At 63.0% G+C, this 26394-nt stretch carries 23 protein-coding genes and 4 tRNA genes; 16 read left to right on the forward strand and 11 right to left on the reverse strand.

The window, feature by feature from the left end; translation table 11 throughout:
- Nucleotides 1–4: 4 nt before the first annotated feature.
- Both sugE and rdgC read right to left on the reverse strand, forming a co-directional pair.
- Nucleotides 5–322 (reverse strand): quaternary ammonium compound efflux SMR transporter SugE, encoded by a 318-nt coding sequence (gene sugE, locus JNA92_RS00420; protein ID WP_012313171.1) that lies wholly within the window; start codon nucleotides 320–322, stop codon nucleotides 5–7.
- Between the two features lie 208 nt (nucleotides 323–530).
- A complete protein-coding gene (gene rdgC / locus JNA92_RS00425; RefSeq protein WP_008098477.1) occupies nucleotides 531–1451 on the reverse strand; it encodes a recombination-associated protein RdgC in 921 nt (306 codons plus the stop codon).
- 216 nt (nucleotides 1452–1667) lie between these two features.
- On the opposite strand from rdgC, the gene JNA92_RS00430 reads away from it, so the two are divergent.
- The 4 genes from JNA92_RS00430 (at nucleotide 1668) to JNA92_RS00445 (ending at nucleotide 2168) form a co-directional block, all read left to right on the forward strand.
- Nucleotides 1668–1743 (forward strand) — tRNA-Val (locus tag JNA92_RS00430).
- 13 nt (nucleotides 1744–1756) lie between these two features.
- Nucleotides 1757–1833, forward strand: a tRNA-Asp gene (locus JNA92_RS00435).
- A gap of 169 nt (nucleotides 1834–2002) precedes the next feature.
- Nucleotides 2003–2078 (forward strand) — tRNA-Val (locus JNA92_RS00440).
- 13 nt (nucleotides 2079–2091) lie between these two features.
- Nucleotides 2092–2168, forward strand: a tRNA-Asp gene (locus JNA92_RS00445).
- A gap of 88 nt (nucleotides 2169–2256) precedes the next feature.
- Here the strand turns inward: JNA92_RS00445 and map are convergent.
- Nucleotides 2257–3033, reverse strand: a complete 777-nt coding sequence (map, locus tag JNA92_RS00450) for a type I methionyl aminopeptidase (RefSeq protein WP_241802797.1) — start codon at nucleotides 3031–3033, stop codon at nucleotides 2257–2259.
- Nucleotides 3034–3346: 313 nt separating this feature from the next.
- Here map and JNA92_RS00455 point away from each other — a divergent pair, with 313 nt between their 5' ends.
- The 4 genes from JNA92_RS00455 to pcaQ all read left to right on the forward strand — a co-directional run bounded on the left by JNA92_RS00455 (nucleotide 3347) and on the right by pcaQ (nucleotide 11613).
- Complete coding sequence (locus tag JNA92_RS00455) at nucleotides 3347–7336, forward strand: bifunctional nitrate reductase/sulfite reductase flavoprotein subunit alpha (RefSeq protein WP_241802798.1); 3990 nt, start codon at nucleotides 3347–3349, stop codon at nucleotides 7334–7336.
- Nucleotides 7337–7638: 302 nt separating this feature from the next.
- The gene (gene nirB, locus JNA92_RS00460; protein ID WP_241802799.1) at nucleotides 7639–10191 is read left to right on the forward strand and encodes a nitrite reductase large subunit NirB; all 2553 of its coding nucleotides are present in this window, start codon (nucleotides 7639–7641) and stop codon (nucleotides 10189–10191) included.
- Nucleotides 10191–10553 (forward strand): nitrite reductase small subunit NirD, encoded by a 363-nt coding sequence (nirD, locus tag JNA92_RS00465; protein WP_241802800.1) that lies wholly within the window; start codon nucleotides 10191–10193, stop codon nucleotides 10551–10553. Before nirB ends, nirD begins: the two co-directional genes overlap by 1 nt.
- A 127-nt stretch (nucleotides 10554–10680) precedes the next feature.
- Nucleotides 10681–11613 (forward strand): pca operon transcription factor PcaQ, encoded by a 933-nt coding sequence (gene pcaQ, locus JNA92_RS00470; RefSeq protein WP_241802801.1) that lies wholly within the window; start codon nucleotides 10681–10683, stop codon nucleotides 11611–11613.
- A 62-nt stretch (nucleotides 11614–11675) separates the two neighbouring features.
- On the opposite strand, the gene JNA92_RS00475 is transcribed toward pcaQ, so the two are convergent.
- Nucleotides 11676–12992 carry a hypothetical protein gene (locus tag JNA92_RS00475; RefSeq protein ID WP_241802802.1) on the reverse strand — a complete coding sequence of 439 codons (1317 nt, stop codon included), beginning with the start codon at nucleotides 12990–12992 and terminating at the stop codon, nucleotides 11676–11678.
- 347 nt (nucleotides 12993–13339) lie between these two features.
- Between JNA92_RS00475 and JNA92_RS00480 the strand changes: the two genes are divergently transcribed.
- From JNA92_RS00480 to JNA92_RS00505, 6 genes are all read left to right on the forward strand, one after another.
- On the forward strand, nucleotides 13340–14092 hold the full coding sequence (locus JNA92_RS00480) for an FKBP-type peptidyl-prolyl cis-trans isomerase (RefSeq protein WP_241802803.1): 753 nt from the start codon (nucleotides 13340–13342) through the stop codon (nucleotides 14090–14092).
- Nucleotides 14093–14372: 280 nt separating this feature from the next.
- Nucleotides 14373–14813, forward strand: a complete 441-nt coding sequence (locus JNA92_RS00485; protein ID WP_241802804.1) for a YkvA family protein — start codon at nucleotides 14373–14375, stop codon at nucleotides 14811–14813.
- Nucleotides 14814–14886: 73 nt separating this feature from the next.
- Entirely contained in the window at nucleotides 14887–15057 is a 171-nt protein-coding gene (locus JNA92_RS00490) for a YhfG family protein (protein WP_241802805.1), read from the forward strand.
- Nucleotides 15054–15566 carry a Fic/DOC family protein gene (locus tag JNA92_RS00495; RefSeq protein WP_347269606.1) on the forward strand — a complete coding sequence of 171 codons (513 nt, stop codon included), beginning with the start codon at nucleotides 15054–15056 and terminating at the stop codon, nucleotides 15564–15566. Before JNA92_RS00490 ends, JNA92_RS00495 begins: the two co-directional genes overlap by 4 nt.
- A 340-nt stretch (nucleotides 15567–15906) precedes the next feature.
- Entirely contained in the window at nucleotides 15907–16245 is a 339-nt protein-coding gene (locus JNA92_RS00500) for a helix-turn-helix domain-containing protein (protein WP_241802810.1), read from the forward strand.
- Nucleotides 16242–16610 carry a hypothetical protein gene (locus JNA92_RS00505; protein WP_241802811.1) on the forward strand — a complete coding sequence of 123 codons (369 nt, stop codon included), beginning with the start codon at nucleotides 16242–16244 and terminating at the stop codon, nucleotides 16608–16610. The genes JNA92_RS00500 and JNA92_RS00505 overlap by 4 nt, the downstream gene beginning before the upstream one ends.
- A 144-nt stretch (nucleotides 16611–16754) precedes the next feature.
- On the opposite strand, the gene JNA92_RS00510 is transcribed toward JNA92_RS00505, so the two are convergent.
- On the reverse strand, nucleotides 16755–18836 hold the full coding sequence (locus JNA92_RS00510; protein WP_241802814.1) for a carboxy terminal-processing peptidase: 2082 nt from the start codon (nucleotides 18834–18836) through the stop codon (nucleotides 16755–16757).
- A gap of 142 nt (nucleotides 18837–18978) precedes the next feature.
- Here JNA92_RS00510 and JNA92_RS00515 point away from each other — a divergent pair, with 142 nt between their 5' ends.
- On the forward strand, nucleotides 18979–19941 hold the full coding sequence (locus tag JNA92_RS00515; RefSeq protein WP_241802815.1) for an NAD(P)H-quinone oxidoreductase: 963 nt from the start codon (nucleotides 18979–18981) through the stop codon (nucleotides 19939–19941).
- Between the two features lie 115 nt (nucleotides 19942–20056).
- Here JNA92_RS00515 and JNA92_RS00520 read toward each other — a convergent pair whose 3' ends face one another.
- The 6 genes from JNA92_RS00520 to JNA92_RS00545 form a co-directional block, all read right to left on the reverse strand.
- Nucleotides 20057–20710, reverse strand: coding sequence for an HAD family hydrolase (locus tag JNA92_RS00520; protein WP_241802816.1), 654 nt, complete (start codon nucleotides 20708–20710; stop codon nucleotides 20057–20059).
- A gap of 13 nt (nucleotides 20711–20723) precedes the next feature.
- On the reverse strand, nucleotides 20724–21713 hold the full coding sequence (locus JNA92_RS00525; protein WP_241802817.1) for an ABC transporter ATP-binding protein: 990 nt from the start codon (nucleotides 21711–21713) through the stop codon (nucleotides 20724–20726).
- 1 nt (nucleotide 21714) lies between these two features.
- Nucleotides 21715–22521, reverse strand: coding sequence for an ABC transporter permease (locus JNA92_RS00530; protein WP_241802819.1), 807 nt, complete (start codon nucleotides 22519–22521; stop codon nucleotides 21715–21717).
- Complete coding sequence (locus JNA92_RS00535; RefSeq protein ID WP_241802820.1) at nucleotides 22511–23350, reverse strand: ABC transporter permease; 840 nt, start codon at nucleotides 23348–23350, stop codon at nucleotides 22511–22513. The genes JNA92_RS00530 and JNA92_RS00535 overlap by 11 nt, the downstream gene beginning before the upstream one ends.
- On the reverse strand, nucleotides 23347–24153 hold the full coding sequence (locus tag JNA92_RS00540; protein WP_046787413.1) for an alkaline phosphatase family protein: 807 nt from the start codon (nucleotides 24151–24153) through the stop codon (nucleotides 23347–23349). The genes JNA92_RS00535 and JNA92_RS00540 overlap by 4 nt, the downstream gene beginning before the upstream one ends.
- Nucleotides 24154–24262: 109 nt before the next feature.
- Nucleotides 24263–25327 carry an ABC transporter substrate-binding protein gene (locus tag JNA92_RS00545; protein WP_241802822.1) on the reverse strand — a complete coding sequence of 355 codons (1065 nt, stop codon included), beginning with the start codon at nucleotides 25325–25327 and terminating at the stop codon, nucleotides 24263–24265.
- Between the two features lie 340 nt (nucleotides 25328–25667).
- Between JNA92_RS00545 and JNA92_RS00550 the strand changes: the two genes are divergently transcribed.
- On the forward strand, nucleotides 25668–26381 hold the full coding sequence (locus JNA92_RS00550) for a UTRA domain-containing protein (RefSeq protein ID WP_241802823.1): 714 nt from the start codon (nucleotides 25668–25670) through the stop codon (nucleotides 26379–26381).
- Nucleotides 26382–26394 lie beyond the last annotated feature (13 nt).

The following is a 26394-nucleotide window of genomic DNA, read 5'->3' on the forward strand; positions in this document are numbered from 1 at the left end:
GCGGTCAGCTGGCGCTGACTTTCAGGCCGATCAGGCCGGTAACGATCAGCGCCACACTGACCAGCCGCACCAGGGCCATGGACTCACCGAACAGGATGATGCCGGCGATGACGGTGCCGACGGCACCCACGCCGGTCCAGATGGCATAGGCGGTGCCCAGCGGTAGCTCTTTCATGGCCAGGCCCAGCAGGCCGAGGCTGATGACCATTGCGCCGACGGTAAGCACGGTGGGAAGCGGGCGGGTGAAGCCGTCGGTGTATTTGAGGCCGACAGCCCAGCCGACTTCGAACAGGCCGGCGAAGAACAGGATGATCCAGGACATGAGTAAGTCTCCATCGTTTGACTGATGGGGCCGTCCCCGTAATGGTCACGCAGTGCGTCGTGAGGTCGTCCTCACAGTGGCCCTGATAATGCAGCTTCAAGCTTCAAGCTTCAAGCTTCAAGCTGCAAGCAGTACGGCGGTGTATTGAGCACCGCACTACCGCTTTTGATCTTTCTTGTAGCTTGCAGCTCACAGCTTGCAGCTGCTGTCAGACCCCTTGGGGGATCTCTTCGCCGCCGAGGGCTTCGAACAGCACCGGGAGGAATTCGCTGAAGGTCATCATCATCAGCAGGAAGCTGGCATCGAACTGCTGGGCCGCTTCATCGCCGCCATCCTGCTCGGCCTGCTCTTGCAGCAGCTCCTCGAACTTCAGGCGCTTGATCACCATCTTGTCGTCCAGCACGAACGACAGCTTGTCCTGCCAGGCCAGAGCCAGTTGCGTGACCACCTTGCCAGTGCTCAGGTGCAGCTGGATTTCTTCGCCAGTCAGGTCCTGGCGTTTGCAACGCACGATGCCGCCATCTTCGGCCGTGTCGCGCAGCTCGCATTCATCCAGCACATAGAAACCTTCGGCAGCCTGCTGCGACTTGACCCAGTCGGTCATGGTCGCGGTCGGTGCGATTTTCACCGTCGCCGGGCGTACCGGCAACGAACCCATCACCTCACGCAGCGTTGACAGCAGGTCTTCGGCGCGCTTGGCGCTCGCCGAGTTGACCAGGATCATGCCCAGGCGCGGGGCGATGGCGGCGAAGATCATCGAGCGGCGGATGAACGCCCGCGGCAGGAACGCCTGGATGATCTCGTCCTTGATCTGGTCGCGCTCCTTTTTATAGACCTTGCGCATCTGCTCGGTCTCGATCTCTTCGACCTTCTCCTTCACAGCATCGTTTACCACGCTGCTTGGCAGAATGCGTTCTTCCTTGCGCGCGGCAATCAGCAGGAACTCGCCGCTGACGTGCACCAGTGGGGCGTCTTCGCCCTTGCCGAACGGAGCGACGAAACCGTAAGTGGTCAGCTCCTGGCTAGCGCAGGGGCGGGCCGGCTTGCTGGCCAGGGCGGCCTCCAGTGCTTCAGCCTCGAATGGGACATCCTGGGTCAGGCGGTAAGTCAGCAGGTTCTTGAACCACATGAGGGTGAGTCTCTCCTTAATGCATAAGGGGGGCATTATTCTCCGTGCAGCCGTTCCAGGCCAGCCCTGTCATTGGGCCAGCAGCTATATAGGAAGAAAGAAACCCTGGACCGCGCTAGGTCTTTGAAAGGCCTGAACATTTTTTTTAGAAAAGTTGAAAAATGTGCTTGCCAGGGTGGCGGCCCATCCGTAGAATGCGCGCCACACCGAGACGAAGGGTGATTAGCTCAGCCGGGAGAGCATCTGCCTTACAAGCAGAGGGTCGGCGGTTCGATCCCGTCATCACCCACCACTCGATGTATAGCGCAGCGGTAGTTCAGTCGGTTAGAATACCGGCCTGTCACGCCGGGGGTCGCGGGTTCGAGTCCCGTCCGCTGCGCCATATTCCACTTCCAGGGCCCACTGAACACCCGGAAGTAACGAAGAAAGCGACCTTAGGGTCGCTTTTTTTGTGCCTGCTGTTTGGGGTTTCGATTTTTTTCAAAAAAAACAGCCCTACGGCTTGCCAGGCTTGCGCTTGCTCCGTAGAATGCGCGCCTCACCGAGACGAAGGGTGATTAGCTCAGCCGGGAGAGCATCTGCCTTACAAGCAGAGGGTCGGCGGTTCGATCCCGTCATCACCCACCACTCGTTGAATAGCGCAGCGGTAGTTCAGTCGGTTAGAATACCGGCCTGTCACGCCGGGGGTCGCGGGTTCGAGTCCCGTCCGCTGCGCCATATTCCACTTCCAGGGCCCACTGAACACCCGGAAGTCACAAAAAAAGCGACCTTAGGGTCGCTTTTTTTGTGTCTGTATCCCGTGCTTTCAACCCACGCGTTCTTCCTTGCGTAGCGTCAGCACCTCGACCCCATCCTCGGTCACCGCCACGGTATGCTCCCACTGCGCCGACAGCGTATGGTCGCGGGTAATCACCGTCCACCCATCCTTCAAGGTCCGTGTGCCACGCCCGCCCTGGTTGATCATCGGCTCGATGGTAAACACCATGCCCGGCTTGAGCTTCATGCCCATGCCGCGCTGGCCGTAATGCAGCACCTCTGGCGCTTCGTGCATCTGCTGGCCAATGCCATGGCCGCAGTACTCGCGCACCACGCTGTAGCCCGCTGCTTCGGCATGGGCCTGGATGGCATGGCCGATGTCGCCAAGCGTCGCCCCCGGGCGCACCTGCTCAATCCCCTTCCACAGGGCCTCATAGGTGGTGTCGACCAGGCGTCGTGCCTCATCGCTGATCGGGCCCAGGCAATACATCTTCGACGAGTCGGCGATGTAGCCGCCTTGTTCCAGCGTGATATCCACGTTGATGATCGACCCTTCACGCAATACCTCATCGGCCTTGGGCATACCGTGGCAGACCACATGGTCCACCGAGGTATTGAGCGCGTAGGGGAAGCCGTACTGGCCCTTGCTCGCCGGGCGTGCCTTGAGGGTGTTGACGATGAAGGCCTCCGCGCGGTCGTTGATCTGCATCGTGGTCACGCCGGGGCGAATGAACGTGTCGAGGTCGGCGAACACCTGGGCCAGTAAACGGCCGGCGTTGCGCATCAGGTCGAGTTGAGCAGGGGTCTTGAGGATCACTTGTGACATGTGGGAGGCGCAGTAACTCATGCTGGAATGTGCCCCAGCATAGCGCCATGGGGCGTTGGGGTGCCACCGCATGGTGCGTTGCCCTGCAGGCCTTGCCTGCTCCACCCGCGTTGAAGTACCGGTGATCCTGCAGCGGCCGGCTTGCCGGCGACAGGGCGGTGGGGCTGGCCCGACAATTGCTGAAAGACCCCCATCAAGGCCGTCAACGTCGACTGCCTTCAACCCTTCACGACAAAGGCGCCGTGTTGCACTCGCTTGCCAAGCAAGCCGGGGCAGCCGGCGCCTTTTGCGTTTGCACCAGGAGACCCGCCCCATGGCCAGCACCGAAGTACGCAGCGTCTGCCCCTATTGCGGCGTAGGCTGCGGCATCGTCATGAGCGTGGCCGATGGCAAGGTCAGCAAGATCAGTGGTGACAAGCAGCACCCGAGCAACTTTGGCCGTCTGTGCACCAAAGGCCTTACCGCGCACCTGCCCCTGACCGCCGCCGGGCGCATGGACAGTGCCTTTGTGCGCCAGCAACGCGACCATGAACCGGCGCGCAGCAGCATGGACCAGGCCATCGCCCAGGCTGCCGAGCGCCTGCGCGGCATCATCGACCAGCACGGCCCGGACGCCGTAGCGCTTTACGTTTCCGGGCAGATGTCACTGGAAGCCCAGTACCTGGCCAACAAACTGGCCAAGGGCTTTATCCGCACGCGCCATATCGAGTCCAATTCACGCCTGTGCATGGCCAGCGCCGGCAGCGGCTACAAACTCTCGCTGGGAGCCGATGGCCCGCCCGGGAGCTACCAGGACTTCGAGCGTGCCGAGGTGTTCTTGGTGATGGGTGCCAACATGGCCGACTGCCACCCGATCCTCTTCCTGCGCCTGCTCGACCGGGTCAAGGCGGGGGCGAAGCTGATCGTGGTCGACCCACGCCGCACCGCTACCGCCGACAAGGCCGACCTGTTCCTGCAAGTGCGCCCCGGTAGCGACCTGGCACTGCTCAATGGCCTGTTGCATCTGCTGCACCGCAATGGCCAGACCAACCCCGACTTCATCGCTCGCCACACCGAGGGCTGGGAGGCGCTGCCGGCCTTCCTCGAGGACTACACGCCTGAGCGCGTCGCCGCCATCACCGGCCTTGCAGAAGATGACATCCGCCAGGCTGCCGCATGGATCGGCAGTGCAGGGGAGTGGATGAGCTGCTGGACCATGGGCCTGAACCAGAGCGTGCACGGCACCTGGCATACCAACGCAATCTGCAACCTGCACCTGGCTACCGGCGCCATCTGCCGCCCCGGCAGCGGGCCGTTCTCGCTGACCGGCCAGCCCAATGCCATGGGTGGCCGCGAGATGGGGTATATGGGGCCGGGGCTGCCGGGCCAACGCTCGGCGCTGGTCGACACCGACCGAAGTTTTGTCGAAGCGCAATGGGGCCTGGCACCCGGCAGCCTGCGGGCAGAAAGCGGCGAGGGCACGGTAGCCCTGTTCGAGCAGATGAAAACCGGCGAAGTGAAAGCCTGTTGGGTCATCTGCAGCAACCCGGTGGCCAGCGTCGCCAACCGCCAGCAGGTGATCGATGGCCTGCGCCAGGCGCAGCTTGTGATCACCCAGGATGCCTTTCTCGACACCGAAACCAACCCATACGCCGACATTGTTCTGCCCGCCGCACTCTGGGCTGAAGGCGAGGGTGTGATGATCAATAGCGAACGCAACCTCACACTGATGCCTCGCGCCGTGCCGGCACCGGGCCAGAGCTTGCCGGACTGGCAGATCATCGCCCGGGTCGCCTGTGCCATGGGGTACGCCGAAGCCTTCGACTACGCCGACGCTGAAGCGGTGTACGACGAAATCCGTCGCTTCTACAACCCGCTCACCGGTTACGACCTGCGTGGCGTGGGCTACCCGCAACTGCGCGACAAGCCGCACCAGTGGCCTTGCCCGCCCGGCCGCGTGGACGACCGCAGCCCGGTGCGTTACATCGAGGACGGCGCATGCGCTTCCCCGGTGTTCCCCACCGCCAGTGGCAAGGCCCGCTTCTTCGCCCGGCCCTGGCTGCCCGCGCCGGAGCTGCCCGACGCCGACTACCCGTTGGTGCTCAATACCGGGCGCGTGCAACACCAATGGCACACCCTGACCAAGACCGGCAAGGTGCCGGCCCTGAACAAGCTGGAGCCCGGCCCCTTCGTCGAGCTGCATCCCGAGGATGCCGCCCGGCTGGGCATCCAGGGCCGGGACCAGGTGGCGATCCGCTCGCGCCGGGGCCAGGCCGTGCTGCCGGCGCGGGTCAGCGACAGGGTCATGCCGGGCAATTGCTTCGCGCCGTTCCATTGGAACGATGTGATCGGCGAGCAACTGGCAATCAACGCCGTGACCTGCGATGCGGTCGATCCGCTGTCGCTGCAGCCTGCCCTCAAGCACTGCGCCGTGGCCCTCGAGCGGGTTGCTGGAGAACGCATCGATGTCCTGGACCTCGGCAACACTACCCATGCACCGGAGCCTGCCCGTATGCCGACTGCGATCCTCTCTCGCCTGCTTGGTCTGGACACCCTCCCAGCCCCCGTGCTGGCCGAGGACGAACGCCATTACCTGCAGGGCTTTCTGCTCGGCCTGGACCAGGCGCGAGCCGAAGGGGTTCCCCGTTTGCCGGCCAGTGCGCCCTTGGCGGCCTCGCGCCGGTCGTTCGTGGATGGGCTGCTGGCCGGCCTGTACGCCCAGCAGCCGGCAGCAGCGGCGCTGCTCCCCGCCACGCCCCGGCATCAGGTGCTGTGGGCCTCGCAAACCGGCAACGGCGAGGCGCTGGCCGAGCGCTGCGCAGAGCGTTTGCGCGGCGCAGGGCTGCAGGTGCAGCTCAGTTGCATGGAGGCGATCAGCCCAAGCCAGTTGCAAGGCGCGGCGAGTGTGCTGCTGATTGCCAGCACCTTTGGCGATGGTGATGCGCCCGACAGCGCCACCGCGTTCTGGCGGGCGCTGCAAAGCGAGGAGGGCGCACACTGCGCTGAGCTGCCTTATGCGGTGCTGGCCCTTGGCGACTCCAGTTACGCCCAGTTCTGCGGCTTTGGTCGCAAGCTCGATCAGCGCCTGGCCGAACTTGGGGGGCGCCGCCTGCTGCCGCGGGTCGACTGTGAACCGGATTTCGATGAGGCCTTTGCCACTTGGCTCGACGCGCTGTTGCCCCAGCTGGGCAGCGCTGCCGTGGCGCGCCCGGTCAACCAGGCCGACGCCGCTGCGCCGTACAGCAAGCAACGGCCGTGGGCGGCGACGCTGCTGGAAAACACCCTGCTCAGTGGCCCCGGTTCAAGCAAGGAAACCCGCCAGCTGGTGTTCGAGCTTCCCGGCAGCGGCTTCACCTACGCGGTGGGCGATGCGCTGGGCGTGTGGCCCCGCAACTGCCCGGCGCTGGTGGAGGAGTTGCTGGCGCTCATGCAGCAGGACGGCCAGGCCCTGGTCGAACTCAAGGGCCAGCCGCCCATGCCGTTGGCCCAGGCCTTGGCGTCGCACCTGGAAATTGCCAGGGTCACCCCTCAGCAACTGCAGGTCTTCAGCCAGCAGGCTGAGGACCTCCGGCACCTGTTGCAGCCTGAGCGCACGGCAGCCCTGCAGGATTGGCTATGGGGCCGGCAGTTGGCAGACGTGCTGCGCGCGTTTCCACAAGACCTGCCGTTGGCAACCTGGCTCGAGTTGCTCAAACCCTTGCAACCGCGCCTGTACTCGATCAGTTCCAGCCCATTGGCCCACCCCGGCCAGGTGCATCTGACCGTCTCTACCGTGCGTTATGGCCAGCGAAAAGGGGTGAGTTCGAGCTTCCTCGCTGACCGGGGGCAGGCTGTGAAAGTGGCGATCTTTCCCCAGGCATCCCGGCATTTCCACCTGCCTGAAGACGATGACGTGCCACTGATCATGGTGGGCCCCGGTACAGGCATCGCGCCGTTTCGTGCGTTTCTCGAAGAGCGCGAGGCGCGGGGGGCAAAAGGGCATAACTGGCTGTTCTTCGGCGAGCAATGTGCAGCCACCGATTTTTACTACCAGGCGCAGTTGCAGGCCTGGCAGGCCAGCGGCCACCTGCGCCTGGACACCGCGTTCTCCCGCGATCAGGCAGAAAAGATCTATGTGCAGCAGCGGATGCGTGAGCAGGGTGCGCGGGTGTGGCAGTGGCTGGAGGCGGGGGCCTACTTCTATGTGTGCGGTGATGCTCAGCGCATGGCCAAGGATGTGGACGCAGTGCTGCGCGAGATCATTGCCGAGCACGGTAGTGTGGATGCCGATGCCTACATGCAGGCCTTGAGCAAGGCCAGGCGTTATCGCCGCGATGTGTATTGACGTGCTCCAGGATGGGGAGCAGTGCACCTTGAATGGGCGTGGTTCGGGTTGGCTATAAGGTCGGTAAGCCGGCTTTCACGCCTGCAGCACAGGGCCAAATGACAGCGAAGCCCCTGTATGCGCCGGGTTGCCGGCGACAGGGCCGCGACAAACGAGGTAACTGGCACATTCCCTGCTCTATCTCCAGCACAACAAGCCCCACTGATCAACGGCGATCAACCGGGGGCATTCCGTGATGAATACAGGCAAAGGCGCCTGGAGCTTCGGCTCCAGGCGCTTTTTTTTTGATCGAGGATCGGCTTATGAAGGCAACAGCGAGCAGCGGGCAACGAGAGCGACTGGTCATCGTCGGCAACGGCATGGTGGGCCACCATTGCGTCGAGCAACTGGTCGAACGCGGCGCGCTGGCGCGCTTCGAGTTGCGCGTGTTCGGCGAGGAGCGCCAGCGCGCCTACGACCGCGTGCACCTGTCTGAATACTTCAGCGGCAGCTGTGCCGAAACCCTGGCCCTGTGCGAGCAGGGTTTCTATGGCGCAAACGGGGTGCACCTGCACCTGGGTGAAGCGGTGCTGCAAATCGACCGTGAGCGCTGTGAAGTGGTGACCGCCGCAGGCCGCTACGGGTACGACCATCTGGTCCTGGCCACCGGCTCTTACCCCTTCGTGCCTCCGATCGAGGGCTCCAGCGGCAACGCCCGCCTGGTCTATCGCACTCTCGACGATCTCGACGCGATACGCGCCGCTGCCGTTGATGCCACCCGTGGCGTGGTGGTGGGCGGCGGTCTGCTGGGCCTTGAGGCGGCCAATGCCCTCAAGTCCCTGGGCCTGGAAGCGCACGTGGTGGAGTTCGCGCCACGGCTGATGCCGGTGCAACTGGATGCTGAAGGCGGCGCCGCGCTCAAGGCGCAGATCCAAGCGCTGGGCGTGGGCGTGCACCTGTCGCGCGCCACCCAGTCGATCAGCGACGGTGAGGCCTACCGCTATCGGATGAATTTCGACGGTGGCGAACACCTGGAAACCGACCTGGTGGTGTTCTCTGCCGGCATCCGCCCGCAGGATGCCCTGGGCCGTGCCTGCGGCCTGGAGATCGCCGCGCGCGGCGGGGTGGTGGTCGACAACCACTGCCGCTCCAGCGACCCCCGGATCTTCGCCATCGGTGAATGCGCCTCGTGGAACGGCAGCGTGTTCGGCCTGGTTGCGCCGGGCTACAGTATGGCGCGCAACGTCGCGGCGCTGTTGTTGGGCGAGGCGGCTGGGGAATTCACCGGGGCCGACATGTCGACCAAGCTCAAGCTGCTGGGCGTCGATGTCGGCGCCATCGGCGATGCCCATGGCGCCACGCCCGGGTCGCGCAGCTACCGCTTCATCGACGAGGCCAATGCCGCCTATCGCCGGCTGGTGGTCGATGCCAGCGGCAAGCACGTGCTTGGCGCCGTGCTGGTGGGCGACAACAGCTACTACGATACATTGCTGCAATACGCCCAGAACGGCATCGCCCTGCCTGCCGACCCGGCGGCCTTGATCCTGCCGCAAAGCGGCGGCGTACCAGCCCTGGGCGCCGATGCGCTGCCTGACAGCGCGACCCTCTGCTCGTGCCACAACGTCAGCAAGGGCGCCGTGTGCGCAGCGATTGACAGTGGTTGCGCCGACCTGGCTGCGATCAAGGGCTGCACCAAGGCTGCCACCGGCTGTGGCGGCTGCGCGGCGCTGCTCAAGCAGGTGTTCGAGCATGAACTCACCGCCCGTGGCGTGGCCGTGGACAAGCGCCTGTGCGAACACTTCGCCTATACCCGGCAGGAGCTGTACGGGCTGGTGCGGGTGGGTGGCATACGCACCTTCAATGATTTGCTGGCGCGCCATGGCCAGGGCCATGTCGGCTGCGACATCTGCAAGCCGGCGGTGGGCAACATCCTCGCTTCGTGCTGGAACCAACCGATCATGGACCCTGCGCTGGTGCCGCTGCAGGACACCAACGACACCTTCATGGCCAACATGCAGAAAAACGGTACCTATTCGGTGGTGCCGCGCATTCCCGGCGGCGAAATCACCCCGGACAAACTGATCGTGATCGGTCAGGTGGCCAAGAAGTACGACCTTTACACCAAGATCACCGGCGGCCAACGCATCGACCTGTTCGGCGCCCAGTTGCACGAGCTGCCGCTGATCTGGGGCGAGCTGATCGAGGCCGGCTTCGAGACTGGCCACGCCTACGGCAAATCGACCCGCACGGTGAAGTCCTGCGTAGGCAGCACCTGGTGCCGCTACGGTGTGCAGGACAGCGTCGCCATGGCGCTGCGCCTGGAGGACCGCTACAAGGGCCTGCGCAGCCCGCACAAGCTCAAGTTCGCGGTCTCTGGCTGCACCCGCGAATGCGCCGAGGCGCAAAGCAAGGACATCGGCGTGATCGCCACCGACAAAGGCTGGAACCTCTACATCTGCGGCAATGGCGGCATGCGCCCACGCCATGCCGAGCTGTTCGCTACCGACCTGGACGACGAGACCCTGGTACGCCTGATCGACCGCGTGCTGATGTTCTACATCCGCACCGCCGACAAGCTGCAGCGCACGTCGGTGTGGCGCGAAAGCCTGGACGGCGGCCTGGATTACCTCAAGCAGGTGATCCTCGAAGACAGCCTGGGCCTGGCTGCCGAGCTGGAAGCGCAGATGCAGCATGTGGTCGAGCAGTACGAGTGCGAATGGGCCAATGCCCTCAACGATCCGGAAAAGCTCAAGCGCTTCCGTACCTTCGTCAACGATCGACGCGCCGACCCGGACGTGCACTTCGTCCGCGAGCGTGAACAACGTCGCCCCGCTGCACCCCTGCACCTGATCCCTACCGTCGAGGAGGCTGTCTGATGAACCTGTCCAATGCTGCTGTGGCAAAGCAACCCAACTGGCAAGCGGTGTGCCACACCGCTGACCTGGTCGCCGACTCCGGTGTGGTGGTCTGGCTCGATGGCATCCAGGTCGCCCTGTTCTACCTGCCGGGGCAGGCGCAGAGCCTGTACGCGGTGGACAACCGCGACCCACGCTCGGGGGCCAACATCATTGGCCGCGGGCTGGTGGGCAGCCTGCAGGGTGAGCTGGTGGTGGCAGCCCCGCTGTACAAGCAGCACTTCAGCCTGCACAGCGGGGCCTGTCTGGAAGATGCCAGCCAGCAGTTACGTGTGTGGCCGGTACGGCTGAACGGGGAGGCAGTGGAAGTGGCGCTGGCCTGATCCCGGCTCTGTGTTCTGCATTTGCTTTTGAACAAGCGATAGCGCGGGCGCCGCCGATTGCGACTTCTAAAGACCGGGGCAAGGAACCCTGGGTACGCCACAGGTGGCGATGCGGTAAGCTTGGCGCATGAACCTCGACACCCGCATCAAGTACCGCCACCTGCTGTGCTTTCTGGAGATTGCCCGGCAGGGCAGCCTGGCCAGGGCCGCTGACATTCTGGCGATCAGCCAGCCTGCGATTTCCAAGACCCTCAAGGAGCTTGAGGACCTGCTCGAAACGCGACTGTTCGAGCGCAGCCGCCAAGGGGTCGAGCTGACCCCGGCCGGCACCCGTTTCATGCATTACGCCGGGCCCAGCGTGCAGGCCCTGCGCGACGGCGTGAGCAGCTTGCGCGGTGAAGCGCGGGCACCGTCGCAGGTGCGCATCGGCGTGCTGTCCACGGTCGAAGGCCTGCTGATGCCCGAGGTGCTGTGCCGCCTGCACCAACGCCACGAGGCGTTGCTGATCAGCGTGGTGACCGGGGCCAGTGCACAGTTGCTCGGGCAGTTGCGCCTGGGGGAACTGGAATTGGTGGTGGGGCGCATGACCGACAGCCCGCAGATCCAGGGGTTGTCGTTCGAGCACCTGTACAGCGAGTCGATGGCGTTGGTCGTGCGCCCCGGCCACCCATTGCTGGCCAGCACGCAAGTAGACCGAGCCCGCGTCGGCCGATACCCGCTGGTGCTCCCGCCACCAGGCACGACCATACGCCAGCACGCCGACAGCCTGTTCGTGCAATGCGGCATTCAACTGCCGGCCCAGCGCCTGGAGACCCTCTCACTGGCCTTGAGCCGCCGCTACCTGCTCGGCAGTGACGCCGTGTGGGTGGCGCCGCGTGATGCGGTGCTGCTCGACCTGCGCCGCGGCGAACTGGCCGAGCTCGACCTAGGGGTGCGGGAACCGGGTGGGTCGGTGGGTATCTGCCGCAATGCCGCCTTGGCGCTGAGCCTGCCCGGGCAGTGGGTGTGCGATGTATTGCGGGAAGTGGCGGGGCAATATCGCGAGCGGTCCTACCCGTAAGCTTCGTCGTAGCCGAGCGTTCCTGGCCGAGGAACGCTCGTGGGCTTGATGCTCAACTGCTGTCAAGCGCTTGGCAAGGCCACCGCGGCCACACAGGGAACAGTCGAGCCTCGGACCTCTTCGTCACGGCCATTGATCAACAAGCGCTGGTTGCCTGCATCGAGCGAGACCGTCGATCCCGAGGCATAGAAGCCGTCCTCTGGTATTTGTGCGCCGAACTGGCCGTAGCCGAAGGGCGGGACGAAGCGGGTGTCGAACGTGCCCTCGGAGGTCAAGCTGAAGGCAAGCGAATAAGTATAGAAATGCCCGTAACCCACCAGGCCACCGGCTGTTTCTACGCCGGCGTACCAACCGCCCGGCTTGTCAAATACCAACGCTTCGCCGCCGTTGAACTCCCTGGCTGGCGCCCCCGAGTAGTCGATGCGGTAAACGGTCGGGTGGCTGATATCTTCATCGACGTCGTACAGTTCCCCGTAAAAGGTGATTCGCTTGGCGACCGGGTCTACGGAAAAACCATTATTAATGATCCAGGGGGCTGACCAGTGGAAACCCTTGGTGCCAAAGTTATCATCCACTTTCCCGTCAGGGGTCATGGCTGTGGTAACGCTGTAGGGGTCTTCCCCCCGTATCAGGTACCAGGTCAATACCAGCTGCTGCGCATTCGAGGGGGACGTGAAACTGGCAATGCCGTCGACAATGTGTGAGTCGGTATCGGGTATTAGCTTGCTGACATCAACCAGGCCATCATCACCAAAATCCGCGCGCAATGCGCCGTCATTGTCCAGCCCCAGCACCACCGGTTCGAAGTTCTCTGACTTGCCACCGGTGGCGAAAATGTGGCCCTTCGTCACTGCCAAGTGTTCCAGCACCAACTCTTCGCCGATCAGGTTGCGGGTATCCACGTACCCCTTGCGGTCCCCAAAGTTCGGGTCCGGTTGCCCGCCGGCACTCAGTTTCCAAAGGTGGCTGGCTGATTGCCCCACCACCTTGAGAGCGATGAGTAAATTGCCCGCAGCATCCTCCACGATGCTTTTGGGGTCCATGTAGTCGGTGCTGGCTGCCTTGTTGAAATCGAAGATTCCACCGTCACCGAAACTGTTGTCCAGGGTGCCTAGATCCTTCAGGCAAGCCACGAAAACCTTCGCTTCACTCGTTTGGGGATTGTAACTTTCACCGATGACATAACTGCGTCCAGCGCTCACCGTGCTATTGATGATTGCATTGGTGTTAGCCCGTGACCCGGCGATTTTTTCAAAGATGTAGGCGAGCCCATCGATGCCGTAATCACAATCGAGGGGGGCCTGCGGCAGCTCGATGGATGTGCGGGGCCCGGCAAGGGCGTTACGGGTTGAGCGGTTGGGCTTTGGTGAAATGTTCATGGCTCTTCCTCGGTAATGAGTAAACGCGGGGCCGTGCTGGCTTAGGGGGTGATCAGCCATTGCGCGTCAGGTGCGTTGCAGGCTCATTGGAAACCAGGCTCAAGTAGGGCGCTACTGGCAGAAATGCCAGCTTGGGGCCGGCCGCTGGAAGGGCCAAGTTTGCAGGGGCGTTTGCTGGGCTTATGGTCAATACTGGCCAAAGGCCCTTAAGGTTGAGTGCAAGCGCGCTACCGAGTGAACTTACTCCATGAAACCGGCTCTTATGCCGGTAGCCATTGGTAATGGCCGCCTGATAAGCTCGCGGCTTTACCCTGATTGCCCACATGGCGCATGAACAAGGAAATAGCATGAAACAGCATCGTTTGGCGGCTGCGGTTGCCCTGGTAGGCCTGGTACTGGCTGGCTGTGATCAACAAGCCAGCAGCCCCGAGCTGAAAACTCCGGCACAGAAAGCCTCCTACGGTATCGGCCTGAACATGGGCAAGAGCCTGGCTCAGGAAGGCATGGAAGACCTTGATTCCAAAGCCGTCGCCCTCGGCATCGAAGACGCCGTTGGCAAGAAAGAACAGCGCATCAAGGACGAAGAGCTGGTAGAAGCCTTCACCGCGCTGCAGAAGCGCGCTGAGGAGCGCCTGGCCAAGGCCAGCGAAGAAGCCGCCTCCGCCGGCAAGAAGTTCCTCGAAGAAAATGCCAAGAAGCCAGGTGTGGTCACTACCGCCTCGGGCCTGCAGTACGAAGTGGTCAAGAAGGCCGACGGCCCACAGCCCAAGCCGACCGACGTGGTGACTGTCCACTACGAAGGCAAGCTGATCGATGGCAAGGTGTTCGACAGCTCGGTAGAGCGTGGCAGCCCGATCGACCTGCCGGTCAGTGGTGTCATTCCAGGCTGGGTCGAAGGCCTGCAGCTGATGCACGTTGGCGAGAAGTACAAGCTGTTCATCCCGGCTGAACTGGCCTACGGCGCACAGAGCCCAAGCCCGCTGATCCCGGCCAACTCGGTGCTGGTGTTCGACCTGGAACTGATCGCCATCAAGGACCCGGCCCAGCTGCAAGGCGACGCGCCTGAAGCTGAAGCTCCGGCTGAAGCACCAGCCAAATAATACCGGCTGGTAGTACACAACGCCCCGTTTCGACGGGGCGTTGTCGTTTGTGCAGTAGGCCTCGGGCCGAACCTCCGGGGCAGCAGACTGTCCGAGAAAGGGCAGCGTGAAGAAGCAGGAGGCTTCTGACGCAAATCGTTTGCGGTTTTGAAACGACTGTGTAAAAAACGCCCGATCTGACCGGGGCCCTTGCTTTACAGGCACCTGCCGTCAGAAACTTCGCCCTGTTCACAAGGTTATCCACAATAAATGTGGATAACCTCTCCCTGCTGGAGGCTACATGAGCGCACCCTGGAATTTCGCCCGCTTCCTGCCCTTGGCCGAGCGCCTGCTAAGCCGTGGCCGCTTGCCGGCTTTGCTGTTCGCGGTGGCCCGCAAAGGCCCGCGCCTGGGCCAGTTGCGTGGAGACATCAAGCTGTTGCAGTCGCTGTGCCTGGCCTGGTGGCGTGGCGAGTACCGCGCGATCAGCCCCAAGGCACTGGTGACCATCGTCGCCGGCCTGCTGTATTTCGTCAGCCCCATCGATGCGATCCCCGACTGGCTGCTGGGCGTAGGTTTTCTCGATGACATCGCCGTGCTCGGCTGGGTGCTGAAAACCGTCTCCGATGAGCTGGCGCGGTTCAAGTCTTGGCGCGACAGCCAGGCCCCCGAGCGCTTGCGCGTGGTCGAGCGCTTGCCTGACACCCCTGAAGCGTTGCGCCTGGAGCGTAAAACGCCCTAAAAGCACCGTTTTCCAATGGTGCAAAGGGTTCGGCTACAATACACACACTGCATGCTAACCAAGGGTCATAGAGATGGAAAAGCTCAGTTTGGAAGCCAAGAAAGCTTGGTTCGCCAAGCACCGCAAAGCCAACTATGCGGCCAGCCTGCGCCTTGAAGGTGTATGGGTGTCGAATGGCGAGGGTGAGATCAAGCTGCCAACGCGTGCCGCAGCCCTCAAAGCAGTGCGGCTGATCAAGGCTTGAGTTCGGACAAGTACGGTTCTGAACAAGACTCGGACTGCTATCCGGGTACTGACGTTCTGATTAACCTGCTCGAGTTGCACGACCCTGACGATCTGGAAGATGCCGAACGCTACCTCAGCGCGCTCGCGGCTTCCCGTTTGGAGTTCTTACCGCCTCCTTACAGCCTGGATTCGCTGAAGCAAATCCACAGTGCCCTGTTTTCCCGCATCTACAGCTGGGCAGGGCGAGTTCGCAGCAGTGCGATCAGTAAGGGAAGTACGCGGTTTTGTAGCCCAGAATTCATAGAACCTGAAACCAGGAAGGAGTTTTCAAAGATCGCTGCGGCAGGGTGGTTTGAAGGGTATTCGCGTGACCATCTGATCACCGCAGTAGCTGAAGCTTACGGTACATTGAATGTCGCGCACCCCTTCAGGGAAGGCAATGGCCGTACGCAGCGCATTCTGTTTGAGTGGATCATCATCAATGCGGGCTTTTCGATTACGTGGGAGGCTGTCGGGCGTGAAGAGTGAATTCACGCCAACATTCTTTCCTACCATGGCGACGACGGATATTTAGCCCAGATATTCGCTCGGTGTATCGGTCAGCCGATCCTGGAAAATGACTAAACGCTGCCTGTAGGCGCCAGCGCATTCGCGTGATTGTCCTCCTTGACTGACGAGAGCGCGCGGCAGGTGGAAATCCCTTACAATGAGATATAACAGAAGAAGAGCAGCCCGATTGCCTTTCGCTATTGGTCGACGACGGCTTTATGCATCGGCAAGCACGCGCAGTTAAGGCAGGCCTGTGAGAGATGCAAGCCTGGGGCTGTTGAGCGGATTACATGCGGTAATCCTACGTAAGGGGGTTGTTATGGGTATTCAGGTCATTAGCCGGGACGGTCAGCCCGAGTACGCCGTCGTTCCCTGGGAGCAGTATCAGGCGCTGCTCAAGGCGGCCGGCCAGGCGCCTGCCGAGGCGGTTGGCGAAACCCGCGATCACACTGAGCCAAGTGCCAGTTTGCCCGCGTTCAGCGAGGTAGGGCAGTTGCGTCAGGCCAAAGGCATTGCACCCGAGCAATTGGCGCGCAATGTGGGGGTAAGCCCCGCCTACCTGGCGATGATCGAGTCTGGTGAACGCCAGCCGGATGCAGCGATCCGCCGTGCCCTGGCCTGGCACCTGGGGGTGGCGGGCTGGAGCGAGCCGTCATGAGCCAGGTCAGGATCAGCCGTCAGCATTGGCAGAGCTTGCTGGACGAGCTTGACCTGGCCCGCCGCCAACGGCATTTGCTGACTTACCGCGCACTGATCGAGCGTTTGCAATTGCCCAGCCCTGCCATGCAGACGCTGACTGCGGCGCTCGAGTACCTGGCGGTGCTCGATGCCCGTGCCGAGCAGCCGCTGCGCAGCTCACTGGTGATCAGCCAGGGCGCCAGCCGCCTGCCGCGCACCGGTTTTTTCGAATGCGTTGAGCGGCTTGGGCGCTTCTCCGGGCCGGCCGACGGCATGGAGGCCGCGTCGTGGCATGCTTCGGAAGTTGTGCGGGTCTTCGAGTATGCCTACCCGGAGATTGCCTGACAGGTTGAGGGTGGCGCTGTGATTGCGGTCGCAGGCCGATAGACGTGCGTCGCACTGTTGTCACCCATGGTAAACACCGAAAGCAGAAGGGGCCGAGCACTTACGTGCTCGGCCCCTTTTGTGTCACATCAGCGCGATGACTGATTACTGCTTGGCTACCTTGGTGCTGGCACTGAGGTAATCGATCAGGATGCGACCCGTCTCGGACAGGTAAGCGTCGTCTTCGGGCTTGGTGTTTTCATCCTCGGTCGGCAAGGCGTCCTCGTCCTCTTTCTTCAGCTCCTTGAGCGGCTCTTCACCCTTGGCCTTGCGGCGGATGTTTTCCAGCGCGAGCTGCTTGGCCTCGATTTCATCGTGGCGGGCGCGGCGGTCCTGCTCGTTGAGGCTGACGGTCTTCTCGTTCATCAGCTTCTGGGTCAGGGCCAGGCGGTCACGGATATAAGTGAACTCCGCGTCCTTGTCGCTGCGCGCTTCATGCTGCGCCTTGAGCTGCGCCAGGAAGGGCTTGAACGGGTCGGCCGCTGGCTTGACCACCGGGCGGATGGTGTCCCACGGCATGGCCTCGGGCAGGGCGCTTTCACCGATTTCCTTGGTGTCGATGATCGACGGGTAATCGATGTCCGGCAGCACGCCCTGATGCTGGGTGCTCTGCCCGGAAACCCGGTAGAACTTCGCCAGGGTCAGTTTCAGCTCGCCATGGTTGAGCGGCTGAATGGTCTGCACGGTGCCTTTACCGAAGGTCTGGCCGCCGATGATCAGCGCGCGGTGATAATCCTGCATGGCGCCGGCGAAGATTTCCGAGGCCGAGGCCGAGAGGCGGTTGACCAGCAGCGCCAGCGGGCCTTTGTAGAAGGCGCCAGGGTTTTCGTCTTCCAGCACGTCCACCCGGCCATCGCTGTTGCGAACCAGCACCGTAGGGCCCTTCTCGATGAACAGGCTGGTCAGCTCGGTGGCTTCTTGCAGGGAGCCGCCGCCGTTGTTGCGCAGGTCGATGACCACGCCGTCGACTTTTTCCTTCTGCAGTTCGGTGAGCAGCTTTTTCACGTCACGCGTGGTGCTCTTGTACTCCGGGTCCCCGGCGCGATACGCCTTGAAGTCCAGGTAGAAGGCCGGAATTTCAATGATCCCCAGCTTGTAGTCACGGCCAGCCTGCTTGAGCTTGAGCACCGACTTCTTGGCCGCCTGCTCTTCAAGCTTGACCGCCTCGCGGGTGATCGACACCACTTTGCTGGTCTGGTCGCTCGGGGCATTGCTGGCCGGGATGATTTCCAGGCGCACGACCGAGCCTTTCGGGCCACGGATCAACTTGACCACTTCGTCCAGGCGCCAGCCGACCACGTCGACCATTTCCTTGTTGCCCTGGGCAACGCCGATGATCTTGTCGGCCGGGGCCACTTGCTTGGTCTTGGCCGCAGGGCCTGCAGGGACCAGGCGCACGATCTTGACCTGGTCATTGTCGCTTTGCAGCACCGCACCGATGCCTTCGAGCGACAGGCTCATGTTGATGTCGAAGTTCTCGGCGTTGTCCGGCGACAGGTAGTTGGTGTGCGGGTCGTAGGACTGGGCGAACGTATTGATGTAGGCCTGGAAGATGTCTTCGGCACGGGTCTGGTTCAGGCGCGACAGCTGGTTCTTGTAACGCTTGGTCAGGGTTTCCTGAATCTGCTTGGGCTCTTTGCCGGCGATCTTCTGGCGCAGCACCTCGTCCTTGACGCGTTTGCGCCACAGGTCGTCCAGCTCGGCCTGGTTCTTCAGCCACGGCGCATCCTTGCGGTCGATCAGCAAGGTTTCCTTGGTGGTGAAGTCCATCTTGTCGACGCCCTTGTTCAGCTCGGCCAGGGCGAAGTCCAGGCGTTGCTTGACGCGGTCCAGGTAGCGCTTGTAGATGGTGAAGCCAGGGTCGAGGTTGCCGCTTTTGAGGAAGTCGTCGAACTGGCGCTTCCACTTGTCGAACTCGGCGATGTCAGCCGCAGTGAAGTAGCTGCGCGCAGGGTCGAGCAGCTTGATGTAGCTGTCGTAGATGATCACCGAACGGGCGTCATCGAGCGGCGGCTTGCTGTAATGGTGACGTTTGAGCAACTCAACCACATTGAGGCTGGCGACGATTTCGTCACGGTCCGGCTGCAGGCTGTCCCATTTGTTGGCGGCCGACGCATTGCCGCCGAGCGTGAGGCTACCCAGGCCGATCATCAGGGCCAGGGCGGTGCTTGGAAGGAAATGCTTCATGCTGATTCGACGTGGAGGCAATTGATCACGCATAGTAGGCCGTCTTTTCCGTTGCCGGTTCCATGGAGCCGGGCAAATACTGCAAAAAGCCAGGGGCGTGGGTACCCCAGGCTCAGTCATGTCAATCAACTATGGAGGCACTGTGAAGGCATTGCAAGGCGAAGACGGACATGTGGAGTGGGTCGAGGCCGAGCGCCCGGCCCTGGATGCCGGCCAGGTACGCATTCGCGTGGCTGCGGCGGGCCTGAATCGGGCCGATCTGCTGCAAATGAAGGGGCTTTATCCGCCACCGCCCGGCGCCAGCCCTTACATGGGCCTGGAATGCGCCGGGGTGGTGGAAGAGGTGGGCGCGGGTGCCGACTGGCGGGTAGGCGACCGAGTGTGCGCGCTGCTGGCCAGCGGGGCCATGGCCGAAGAAGTGGTGGTCGATGCCCGCCATGTGCTGCCAGTGCCCGAGGGCCTGACCCTGCACGAGGCCGCAGCGCTACCCGAGGTCTACGCCACCGCGTGGCTGAACATTTTCCAGTTGGGCGCAGTGAAGGCTGGCGAGAAGGTGTTGGTACACGCCGGTGCCAGTGGCGTCGGCTCGGCCGCCATCCAGTTGTGCAAGGCGTTCGGCAACCCGGTGTACGTCAGCGTTGGCTCGCAGGACCGCCTGGCGTACTGCCAGGCACTGGGCGCGACGGGCGGGGTGGTGCGCAATGAAAACCTGGATGCGCTGGAGGGCATGGGCCCGTTCGATGTGATTCTCGACCCGGTGGGCGCCAGCTACGGGCAGCTCAACCTCAAGCTGCTGGCCCGCGATGGGCGCTGGGTGATCATCGGCCTGATGGGCGGGCGCACGGTTGAACTGGACCTGGCGCAGGTGCTGGGCAAGCGCCTGGAAATCACTGGCTCCACGTTGCGCAACCGTGACGACGGGTTCAAGGCCGAGCTGCTGCGCGAGCTGCAACAGCAGGTGTGGCCGTTGTTCAGCGAAAAGCGTTTGTCGCCGCAGCTGGTGGACACCTACCCGGTCGAGTTCGCCCAGGCAGCCTATGCCGAACTCGAGAGCAATCAGGTGTCGGGCAAGCTGGTCATGGTGATCGACCCTAGCCTGGCGTGAGATTGCCGGGGCTGCTTTACGGCCCAATCGCGACACCAGCCCGCTGCTGCAGGGGCGTGCAAGCTCCTGCAGCCGCCTTGGGTCGCGATTGGGGCGCAAGGCGCCCCCGCGGCCCTCAAGACCAGCTCAAGATTGGCCAGCCATTCTTCTCGGCATGCTCGCGCAGCACCGCATCAGGGTTAACTGCAAGCGGGTGATCAACCTTCAGCAACAACGGCAGATCATTGCGCGAATCGGAATAGAAGCTCGCCCCCTCCAGGTTTTCCTGTTCCTGGTCCAGCCACTCCAGCAAGCGGGTGATCTTGCCCTCACGGTAAGTCAGCACCCCATGGGTCTTGCCGGTATATACCCCGTTCACAGCCTCCAGCTCGATCGCCAGGTACTCGTCCACGCCCAACCGCGCCGCAATCGGCCCGACCAGGTGGGTGCCGGAAGCAGAAATGATCAGGATGCGGTCGCCACGCTTGCGGTGCTCGGCGATGCAGCGGCAGGCATCACCGAAAATGATCGGCTCGATGACATCCTCCACCCAGGGTTCAACCAGGTGCTCGACTTCTTCCAGGGTGCGCCCGGCAATCGGCTCCAGGCTGAAGGCCATGTACTCCTCCATCTGCAGGTGGCCTTTGCCGTAGGCCTCCATCAGGGCATGGTCGCGGCGCAGGAACTCCTTGCCGTCGACCCAGCCCAGCCGCGCCATCTGCTCGCTCCATAGCGACGCGCAGTCGCCGTGGATCAGGGTTTCGTCCAGATCGAAAATTGCCAGTGCCATGCGTTGAGTCTCCTTAGGCCACTTCCCGTAGCGCCGTGGGGTCGATCGACAAGGATACCCGTTGGCCGTCCGCGTGCAGATCGGCCGATGAGCGATTGAGCACATCCACCACCAGTTCCACGTCACGCACCCGTACCCGGTAGCGGATCACATTGCCGAGCAGGCTGTGGCTGCGCACTTCGCCGTCCCGTTCGCCCTCCAGGCTCAAGGTGATCGACTCGGGGCGAATCGCCAGGCGGCTGGTCACCGGGCGCTGCAGCAGGCGGCTGGCGCTTTGCGGGTCGAGCAGGTTGTAGTTGCCGATAAAGCCGGCGGCGAACAGGTCCACCGGTGCCGTGTAAAGGGTTTCGGCATCGCCGCTCTGGACGATACGCCCCTGGTTCATCAGGAAGATGCGATCAGACATGGTCAGCGCTTCTTCCTGATCATGGGTAACGAAGATGGTGGTCAGCCCCAACTCGCGCTGAATGGCGCGGATCTGCTCGCGCAGGTGCTTGCGAATACGTGCATCCAGCGCCGACAACGGCTCGTCCAGCAGCAGCAGGCGTGGGCGGGTGACCAGCGAGCGGGCCAGGGCCACACGCTGGCACTGGCCGCCGGACAGCTGGTGCGGGTAGCGCCCGGCAAAGCTGCCCAGCTCCACCAGGTCCAACGCCTCGCGCACCCGTACCTGCGTGTCACTGGCCTTGACCTTCTGCATGCGCAGGCCAAAGGCGACATTCTGCTCCACGGTCATGTTGGGGAACAGCGCATAGCTCTGGAACACCATGCCAATGCCGCGCTTTTGCGGGCTCAGCGGCACGATATCCTGGCCATCGAGCAGGATCTGCCCGCCGTCGACCGGGGTCAGCCCGGCGATGCAGCGCAGCAGGGTGGACTTGCCGCAACCTGAAGGGCCGAGCAGGGTGACGAATTCGCCGCGTTCGATGTGGCAGTCGATATTCTCGAACACCGGGGTCCCGGCATAGCGTTTGTGCAGTTTCTGTACGCTGACGAAGCTCATGTCAGGTCTTGTCCTTGTTCAGGCGGTTGGCGACCCAGGTGAGTACCAGCACGAAGGCGAAGTACGAGATCACCAGCGCGCTGTTGAAGTGGCCGCTGCTGTTGCGCATGTTGTTCAGGTACACCTGCAGGGTTTCGTAGCGCGTGCCGACCAGCAGATTGGCGAACACGAATTCGCCGAACAGGAACGAGAACGACAGCAGCAGCGCCACCATCAGGCCTTTGCGCAGGTTGGGCAGCACCACCAGGAACGCCGCCTGCCAGGTGCTGGCGCCGAGCAACTGGGCGGCGTCCATCAGGTCGCGCAGGTTGATCGCCTGCAGGTTGTTGGTGATCGCCCGGTACATGAACGGCAGGGCGACGGTGAAGTAGCAGCCGATCAGGATCCACGGCGTGCCGACCATGGCCATCGGCCCGCTGCCGTACAACTGCAGCAGGCCCACCGAGGACACCACCGGCGGCACCGCGAAGGGCAGCAGGATGAGGATGTTCATCAGTGCATCGAGCCTGGGGAAGTGGTAGTGCACCACGAACAGCAGCGGCAGGATCAGCACCACCGACAGTAGCAGCGCGCCCAGGCACACCAACAGCGACTGGCCGAAGGCCGCGAGAAAGCGCGGCTCGCCCCACAGCGCCACGTACCACTTCAGGGTCATGCCGCTGGGCAGCAGGCTGGCTGACCAGCTGGTGGCCAGCGAGTAGAGCAGGGTACCGGCCAGTGGCAGCAGCAGGATGAGAAACAGCAGGTACACCACGACGCGGTGGTAGAGGCTGCCGGCGCTCGGCCTGGTTGAGCGGTTAGCGTGCATGGTAGCTCCGTTTCAGCAGCCATTGATGAACGAGCGTGACCACCGTCATCAAGCCCACCAGCACCATGGCCAGCGCGCTGGCCAGGTTGGGGTCCAGGCTGATGTCACCGGCCACCAGGCCGGCGATGCGGATCGGCAGCACGTTGAAGTTGCCGGTGGTCAGCGCATACACCGTGGCATACGCGCCCAACGCATTGGCCAGCAGGATAACGAAGGTGCCTAGCAGGGCAGGTGTCAGCACCGGCAGGCCGATGTGCCGCCAGTATTGCCAGTGGCTGGCGCCCAGCAACGCGGCCGATTCGCGCCAGTCTTCGCGCAGGGCATCGAAGGCCGGGTAGAGCAGCAGCACGCCCAGGGGGATCTGGAAGTAGGTGTACACCAGGATCAGGCCGTTGCTGGAGTAGATGCTGAAATCTTCCAGCAGGCCGATCTGCTTGAGCAGCAGGGTCAGCGCCCCATTGAAACCCAGCAGGATGATGAACGCGAAGGCCAGCGGCACGCCGGCGAAGTTGCTGGTCATGTTGGCGAAGGCGCTGACGAAGTCGCGCAGGCGCGAATCGACCTGGCGCAGCGAGTAAGCACCGAGGGTGGCGATGATGATGCCGAACAGGCTCGACCAGAAGCTGATCTCCAGGCTGCGTTGCAGTGCCTGCAGGTAGAACTTCGAAGCGAACACTTTGCTGAAGTTGGCCAGCCCCCAGCCCGCCTCCGACTGCACGCTGTTGATGGCCACCCAGGCCAGCGGGGCGATCTGGAAGATGACGAAGAACACGGCAAACGGCAGCAGGCAGAGCAAGGCCAGGTAGCGCCCGCGGGCGCCGGCACTCACTTGAGCAGCTCCCGGCAGACCGTCTTGTCGTGGGCAACGCCAAGCAACTCGCAGATGGTGCCGCATAGCTCGGTCTGCAGCGGCTTGGCGGCCGGGTCGAGGCTGAAGGCGTCGCCAAACACGAACAGCGGTACTTCACGCTCCTCGGCCAGCAGGCCGTTGTGCGAACGGTCGTTGTTCATGCCGTGGTCGGCGGTGACCAATACCTGGTAACCCTCTTCGAGCCAGTGCGGCAGGTAGTCGGCCAGCAGGATGTCGGCGCTGCGCGCAGCGTTGCGGTACTGGCTGCTGTCCAGGCCGTGGCGGTGGCCGGTGTCGTCGATGCTCATCGGGTGCACCAGCAAAAAATTCGGCGCATGCCGGCGGCGCAGGTACTCGGCGTCGGCCAGCAGGTGCGAGTCGGGGTAACGGTCGTCCCAATAGAACAGGCCATGCTGGATCGGCAGCTTTGGCGCGTGGGTATGGCGGTCGCGCTGCGGGTCGAAAGGCGAGCGGTTGTACAGTTCGCTCATCCAGTGATAGGCCGCCGCCGCGGTGCCCAGGTTGGCCTCGCGGGCGTAGTGGAACACGCTGCGCTGGTTGGACAGGCGGTTGACGTTGTTGTGCACGATGCCGCTGTCGATCGGCGCCACGCCGGTGAGGATGCACTCGTACAGTGGCCGGGACAGCGAGGGCAGCTCGCATTCCACCCGGTACAGCGCGGCACGGTCGGCTTCGACGTAAGCGTGCAGGTGGCCCATGGCGTGGTGCGCGACCTGGTGGTTGAGGCCGTCGAGCAAGACCAGGATGACGTTGTGTTGCATGGTGGCTCCCAGTGGAGCTGCAAGCTTCAAGCTACAAGCTGCAAGCACACGCCGGCATGTCGCACACCGGCTTGTACTTGCAGCTCGCAGCTTGAAGCCTGAAGCTTCTTCATTCCATCTCGATGATGACTTGCTCCTGCCACATCTGCGGCAGCTGTTTCGAGGTCGTTTCCCATACCTCGGGGTTCTTGATTGGCTTCGCAGTGCCGTACTGCTCGTTAGGCAACAGCTTGGCCTGCACGTCCGCCGGCAGTTTCAGGTGCTCGGCGCGGATCGGCCGGGCATGCCCATTGGCCAGGTTGATCTGCCCGGCATCACTGAAGATGTACTCACGCGCAAGCTTGGCCGCATTGGGGTTCTTGGCGTACTTGTTGATGATGGTGGTGTAGCCGGAAATGACCGAGCCGTCCGACGGGATCAGCACTTCGAAGCGTTTCGGGTCGATCTGGTCGCGGTAGCTCAGGCCGTTGAAGTCCCATACCACGCCCACCTCGACCTCGCCTTTCTCCAGGGTCTGGATGGTTGGGTTGGCCAGCGACAGTCGCTTCTGCTGGGCCAGCTTGGTGAACAGCTGAAGGCCCGGGGTGACGTTGCCCTCATCGCCCTGGTAGGCGATGGCTGCGGCCAGCACACCATTGGCGGCCTGGGCGGCAGTGCTGACATCACCGATGGCGACCTTGTACTTGCCTTTTTCCAGGTCGTGCCAGGTTGTAGGGCGTTCTTCTTCCTTCACCAGGTCCTTGTTGATGATGAAGGCGATGGTGCCGGTATAAGCCAGCGCCCAGTGCCCATCCTTGTCCTTGGCCCACGCCGGCACCTGGTCCCAGGTGCTTGGTTTGTACGGCTGGCTCACACCCTTGGCCACCGCAATCGGGCCGAAGGCGGCCCCGACGTCACCGATGTCGGCGCTGGCGTTGTCCTTCTCGGCATCGAACTTGGCGATTTCCTGGGCCGAGCTCATGTCGGTGTCGGTGTGCTTGAGGCCGTACTTGCTGGCCAGGTCTTCCCAGGTGCCTTTCCAGTTGGCCCAGGCATCGGGCATGCCCACGCTATTGATCGTGCCTTCCTTTCGGGCGGCGTCTTCCAGGGCCTTGAGGTCGGTGCCGGCGGCCATGGCCGAGGTACACAGGGCCATGGCCGAGCCCAGCAGTGACGCCATGAACAACTTTTTCATCCGAAGCTCCTTTGGTGGGTGCCTTGCGCGATCGTTGTTATGAGTGAAGCCTTGCTTGGCAAACCTTTGGTCTAGGTCAGCAAACCTTGCGCCAAGGTAGGCCGTTTGCGTGACAATTTGATGTAAGGGAAGGGGTGGACCCGGTGCTGCCGCTTCCTGCGAATACAGCGTAGACCAGATCGCAAGCCCCGATTCACAAGGCTTGGCCCGAATCTGGCAGTGCCCTGATCAAGCGTGCAACGGCGCTTTGTCACAGCATGTTCATCAGCCCTGCCTAGGCTTGCACTATTCTCCAAGTGCCCTGTTCTGGGGCTGGACTAGTCCAGATAGGTAACCCTCGATGCAGTCGACGCCACCGCGTGCGGTAACAGCCATCTGCCATGCCTTGCAGGAGCAGATCGAGCACGGCCTGCTGGCGCCGGGCGGCAAGCTGCCGTCCGAGCGCAAGCTCAGCGAGGTGTTCGATACCACCCGTATCACCCTGCGCGAGGCCCTGGTGCAACTGGAAGCCCAAGGGCTGATCTACCGCGAAGAGCGGCGCGGCTGGTTCGTCGCCCCCGAGCGGCTGACCTACGACCTGATCGAGCGTAGCCATTTTCATGCGATGGTGCGCAGCCAGGGGCGGGTGGCCAGTACCGAACTGCTTTCGGCCCGGTTGCAACCGGCATCGGCGGCCATTTGCGCGCGGCTGCACCTGCCGGCGCTGTCCAGCGTGATCCGCATCTGCCGCTTGCGGCGTATCGATGGGCGGGCGGTGCTGTATGCCGAGCATTACCTCAACCCGCGCTACTTTCCCGAAATCCTCGAACATGACCTGGCGCAGTCGCTGACCGAGATCTATGGGCGGGTCTATGGCATCCGCTATGGGCAGGTGTGCTTTGAAATCCTGCCCACGGCATTACCCGTGGCGGCGGCGGCGGCCTTGAAGGTGTCCACCGGCAGCCCAGGGCTGCATATCACCCGGGTCAACAGTGACCAGCATGGGCACCTGATCGACTGTGACCTGGAGTACTGGCGGCATGATGCGATCTGCATCCGCGCCCAGGCGGGCTAGCGGCTGCTCAGCA

The organism is Pseudomonas putida (genome assembly GCF_022627325.1).
Lineage (GTDB): Bacteria > Pseudomonadota > Gammaproteobacteria > Pseudomonadales > Pseudomonadaceae > Aquipseudomonas > Aquipseudomonas putida_X.

What these genes read in the sequence shown, in the direction of transcription:
- sugE (WP_012313171.1), bottom strand. Translation starts at nt 322, where the DNA reads ATGTCCTGGATCATCCTGTTCTTCGCCGGCCTGTTCGAAGTCGGCTGG.
- rdgC (WP_008098477.1), bottom strand. Translation starts at nt 1,451, where the DNA reads ATGTGGTTCAAGAACCTGCTGACTTACCGCCTGACCCAGGATGTCCCA.
- map (WP_241802797.1), bottom strand. Translation starts at nt 3,033, where the DNA reads ATGTCACAAGTGATCCTCAAGACCCCTGCTCAACTCGACCTGATGCGC.
- JNA92_RS00455 (WP_241802798.1), top strand. Translation starts at nt 3,347, where the DNA reads ATGGCCAGCACCGAAGTACGCAGCGTCTGCCCCTATTGCGGCGTAGGC.
- nirB (WP_241802799.1), top strand. Translation starts at nt 7,639, where the DNA reads ATGAAGGCAACAGCGAGCAGCGGGCAACGAGAGCGACTGGTCATCGTC.
- nirD (WP_241802800.1), top strand. Translation starts at nt 10,191, where the DNA reads ATGAACCTGTCCAATGCTGCTGTGGCAAAGCAACCCAACTGGCAAGCG.
- pcaQ (WP_241802801.1), top strand. Translation starts at nt 10,681, where the DNA reads ATGAACCTCGACACCCGCATCAAGTACCGCCACCTGCTGTGCTTTCTG.
- JNA92_RS00475 (WP_241802802.1), bottom strand. Translation starts at nt 12,992, where the DNA reads ATGAACATTTCACCAAAGCCCAACCGCTCAACCCGTAACGCCCTTGCC.
- JNA92_RS00480 (WP_241802803.1), top strand. Translation starts at nt 13,340, where the DNA reads ATGAAACAGCATCGTTTGGCGGCTGCGGTTGCCCTGGTAGGCCTGGTA.
- JNA92_RS00485 (WP_241802804.1), top strand. Translation starts at nt 14,373, where the DNA reads ATGAGCGCACCCTGGAATTTCGCCCGCTTCCTGCCCTTGGCCGAGCGC.
- JNA92_RS00490 (WP_241802805.1), top strand. Translation starts at nt 14,887, where the DNA reads ATGGAAAAGCTCAGTTTGGAAGCCAAGAAAGCTTGGTTCGCCAAGCAC.
- JNA92_RS00500 (WP_241802810.1), top strand. Translation starts at nt 15,907, where the DNA reads ATGGGTATTCAGGTCATTAGCCGGGACGGTCAGCCCGAGTACGCCGTC.
- JNA92_RS00505 (WP_241802811.1), top strand. Translation starts at nt 16,242, where the DNA reads ATGAGCCAGGTCAGGATCAGCCGTCAGCATTGGCAGAGCTTGCTGGAC.
- JNA92_RS00510 (WP_241802814.1), bottom strand. Translation starts at nt 18,836, where the DNA reads ATGAAGCATTTCCTTCCAAGCACCGCCCTGGCCCTGATGATCGGCCTG.
- JNA92_RS00520 (WP_241802816.1), bottom strand. Translation starts at nt 20,710, where the DNA reads ATGGCACTGGCAATTTTCGATCTGGACGAAACCCTGATCCACGGCGAC.
- JNA92_RS00525 (WP_241802817.1), bottom strand. Translation starts at nt 21,713, where the DNA reads ATGAGCTTCGTCAGCGTACAGAAACTGCACAAACGCTATGCCGGGACC.
- JNA92_RS00530 (WP_241802819.1), bottom strand. Translation starts at nt 22,521, where the DNA reads ATGCACGCTAACCGCTCAACCAGGCCGAGCGCCGGCAGCCTCTACCAC.
- JNA92_RS00540 (WP_046787413.1), bottom strand. Translation starts at nt 24,153, where the DNA reads ATGCAACACAACGTCATCCTGGTCTTGCTCGACGGCCTCAACCACCAG.
- JNA92_RS00545 (WP_241802822.1), bottom strand. Translation starts at nt 25,327, where the DNA reads ATGAAAAAGTTGTTCATGGCGTCACTGCTGGGCTCGGCCATGGCCCTG.
- JNA92_RS00550 (WP_241802823.1), top strand. Translation starts at nt 25,668, where the DNA reads ATGCAGTCGACGCCACCGCGTGCGGTAACAGCCATCTGCCATGCCTTG.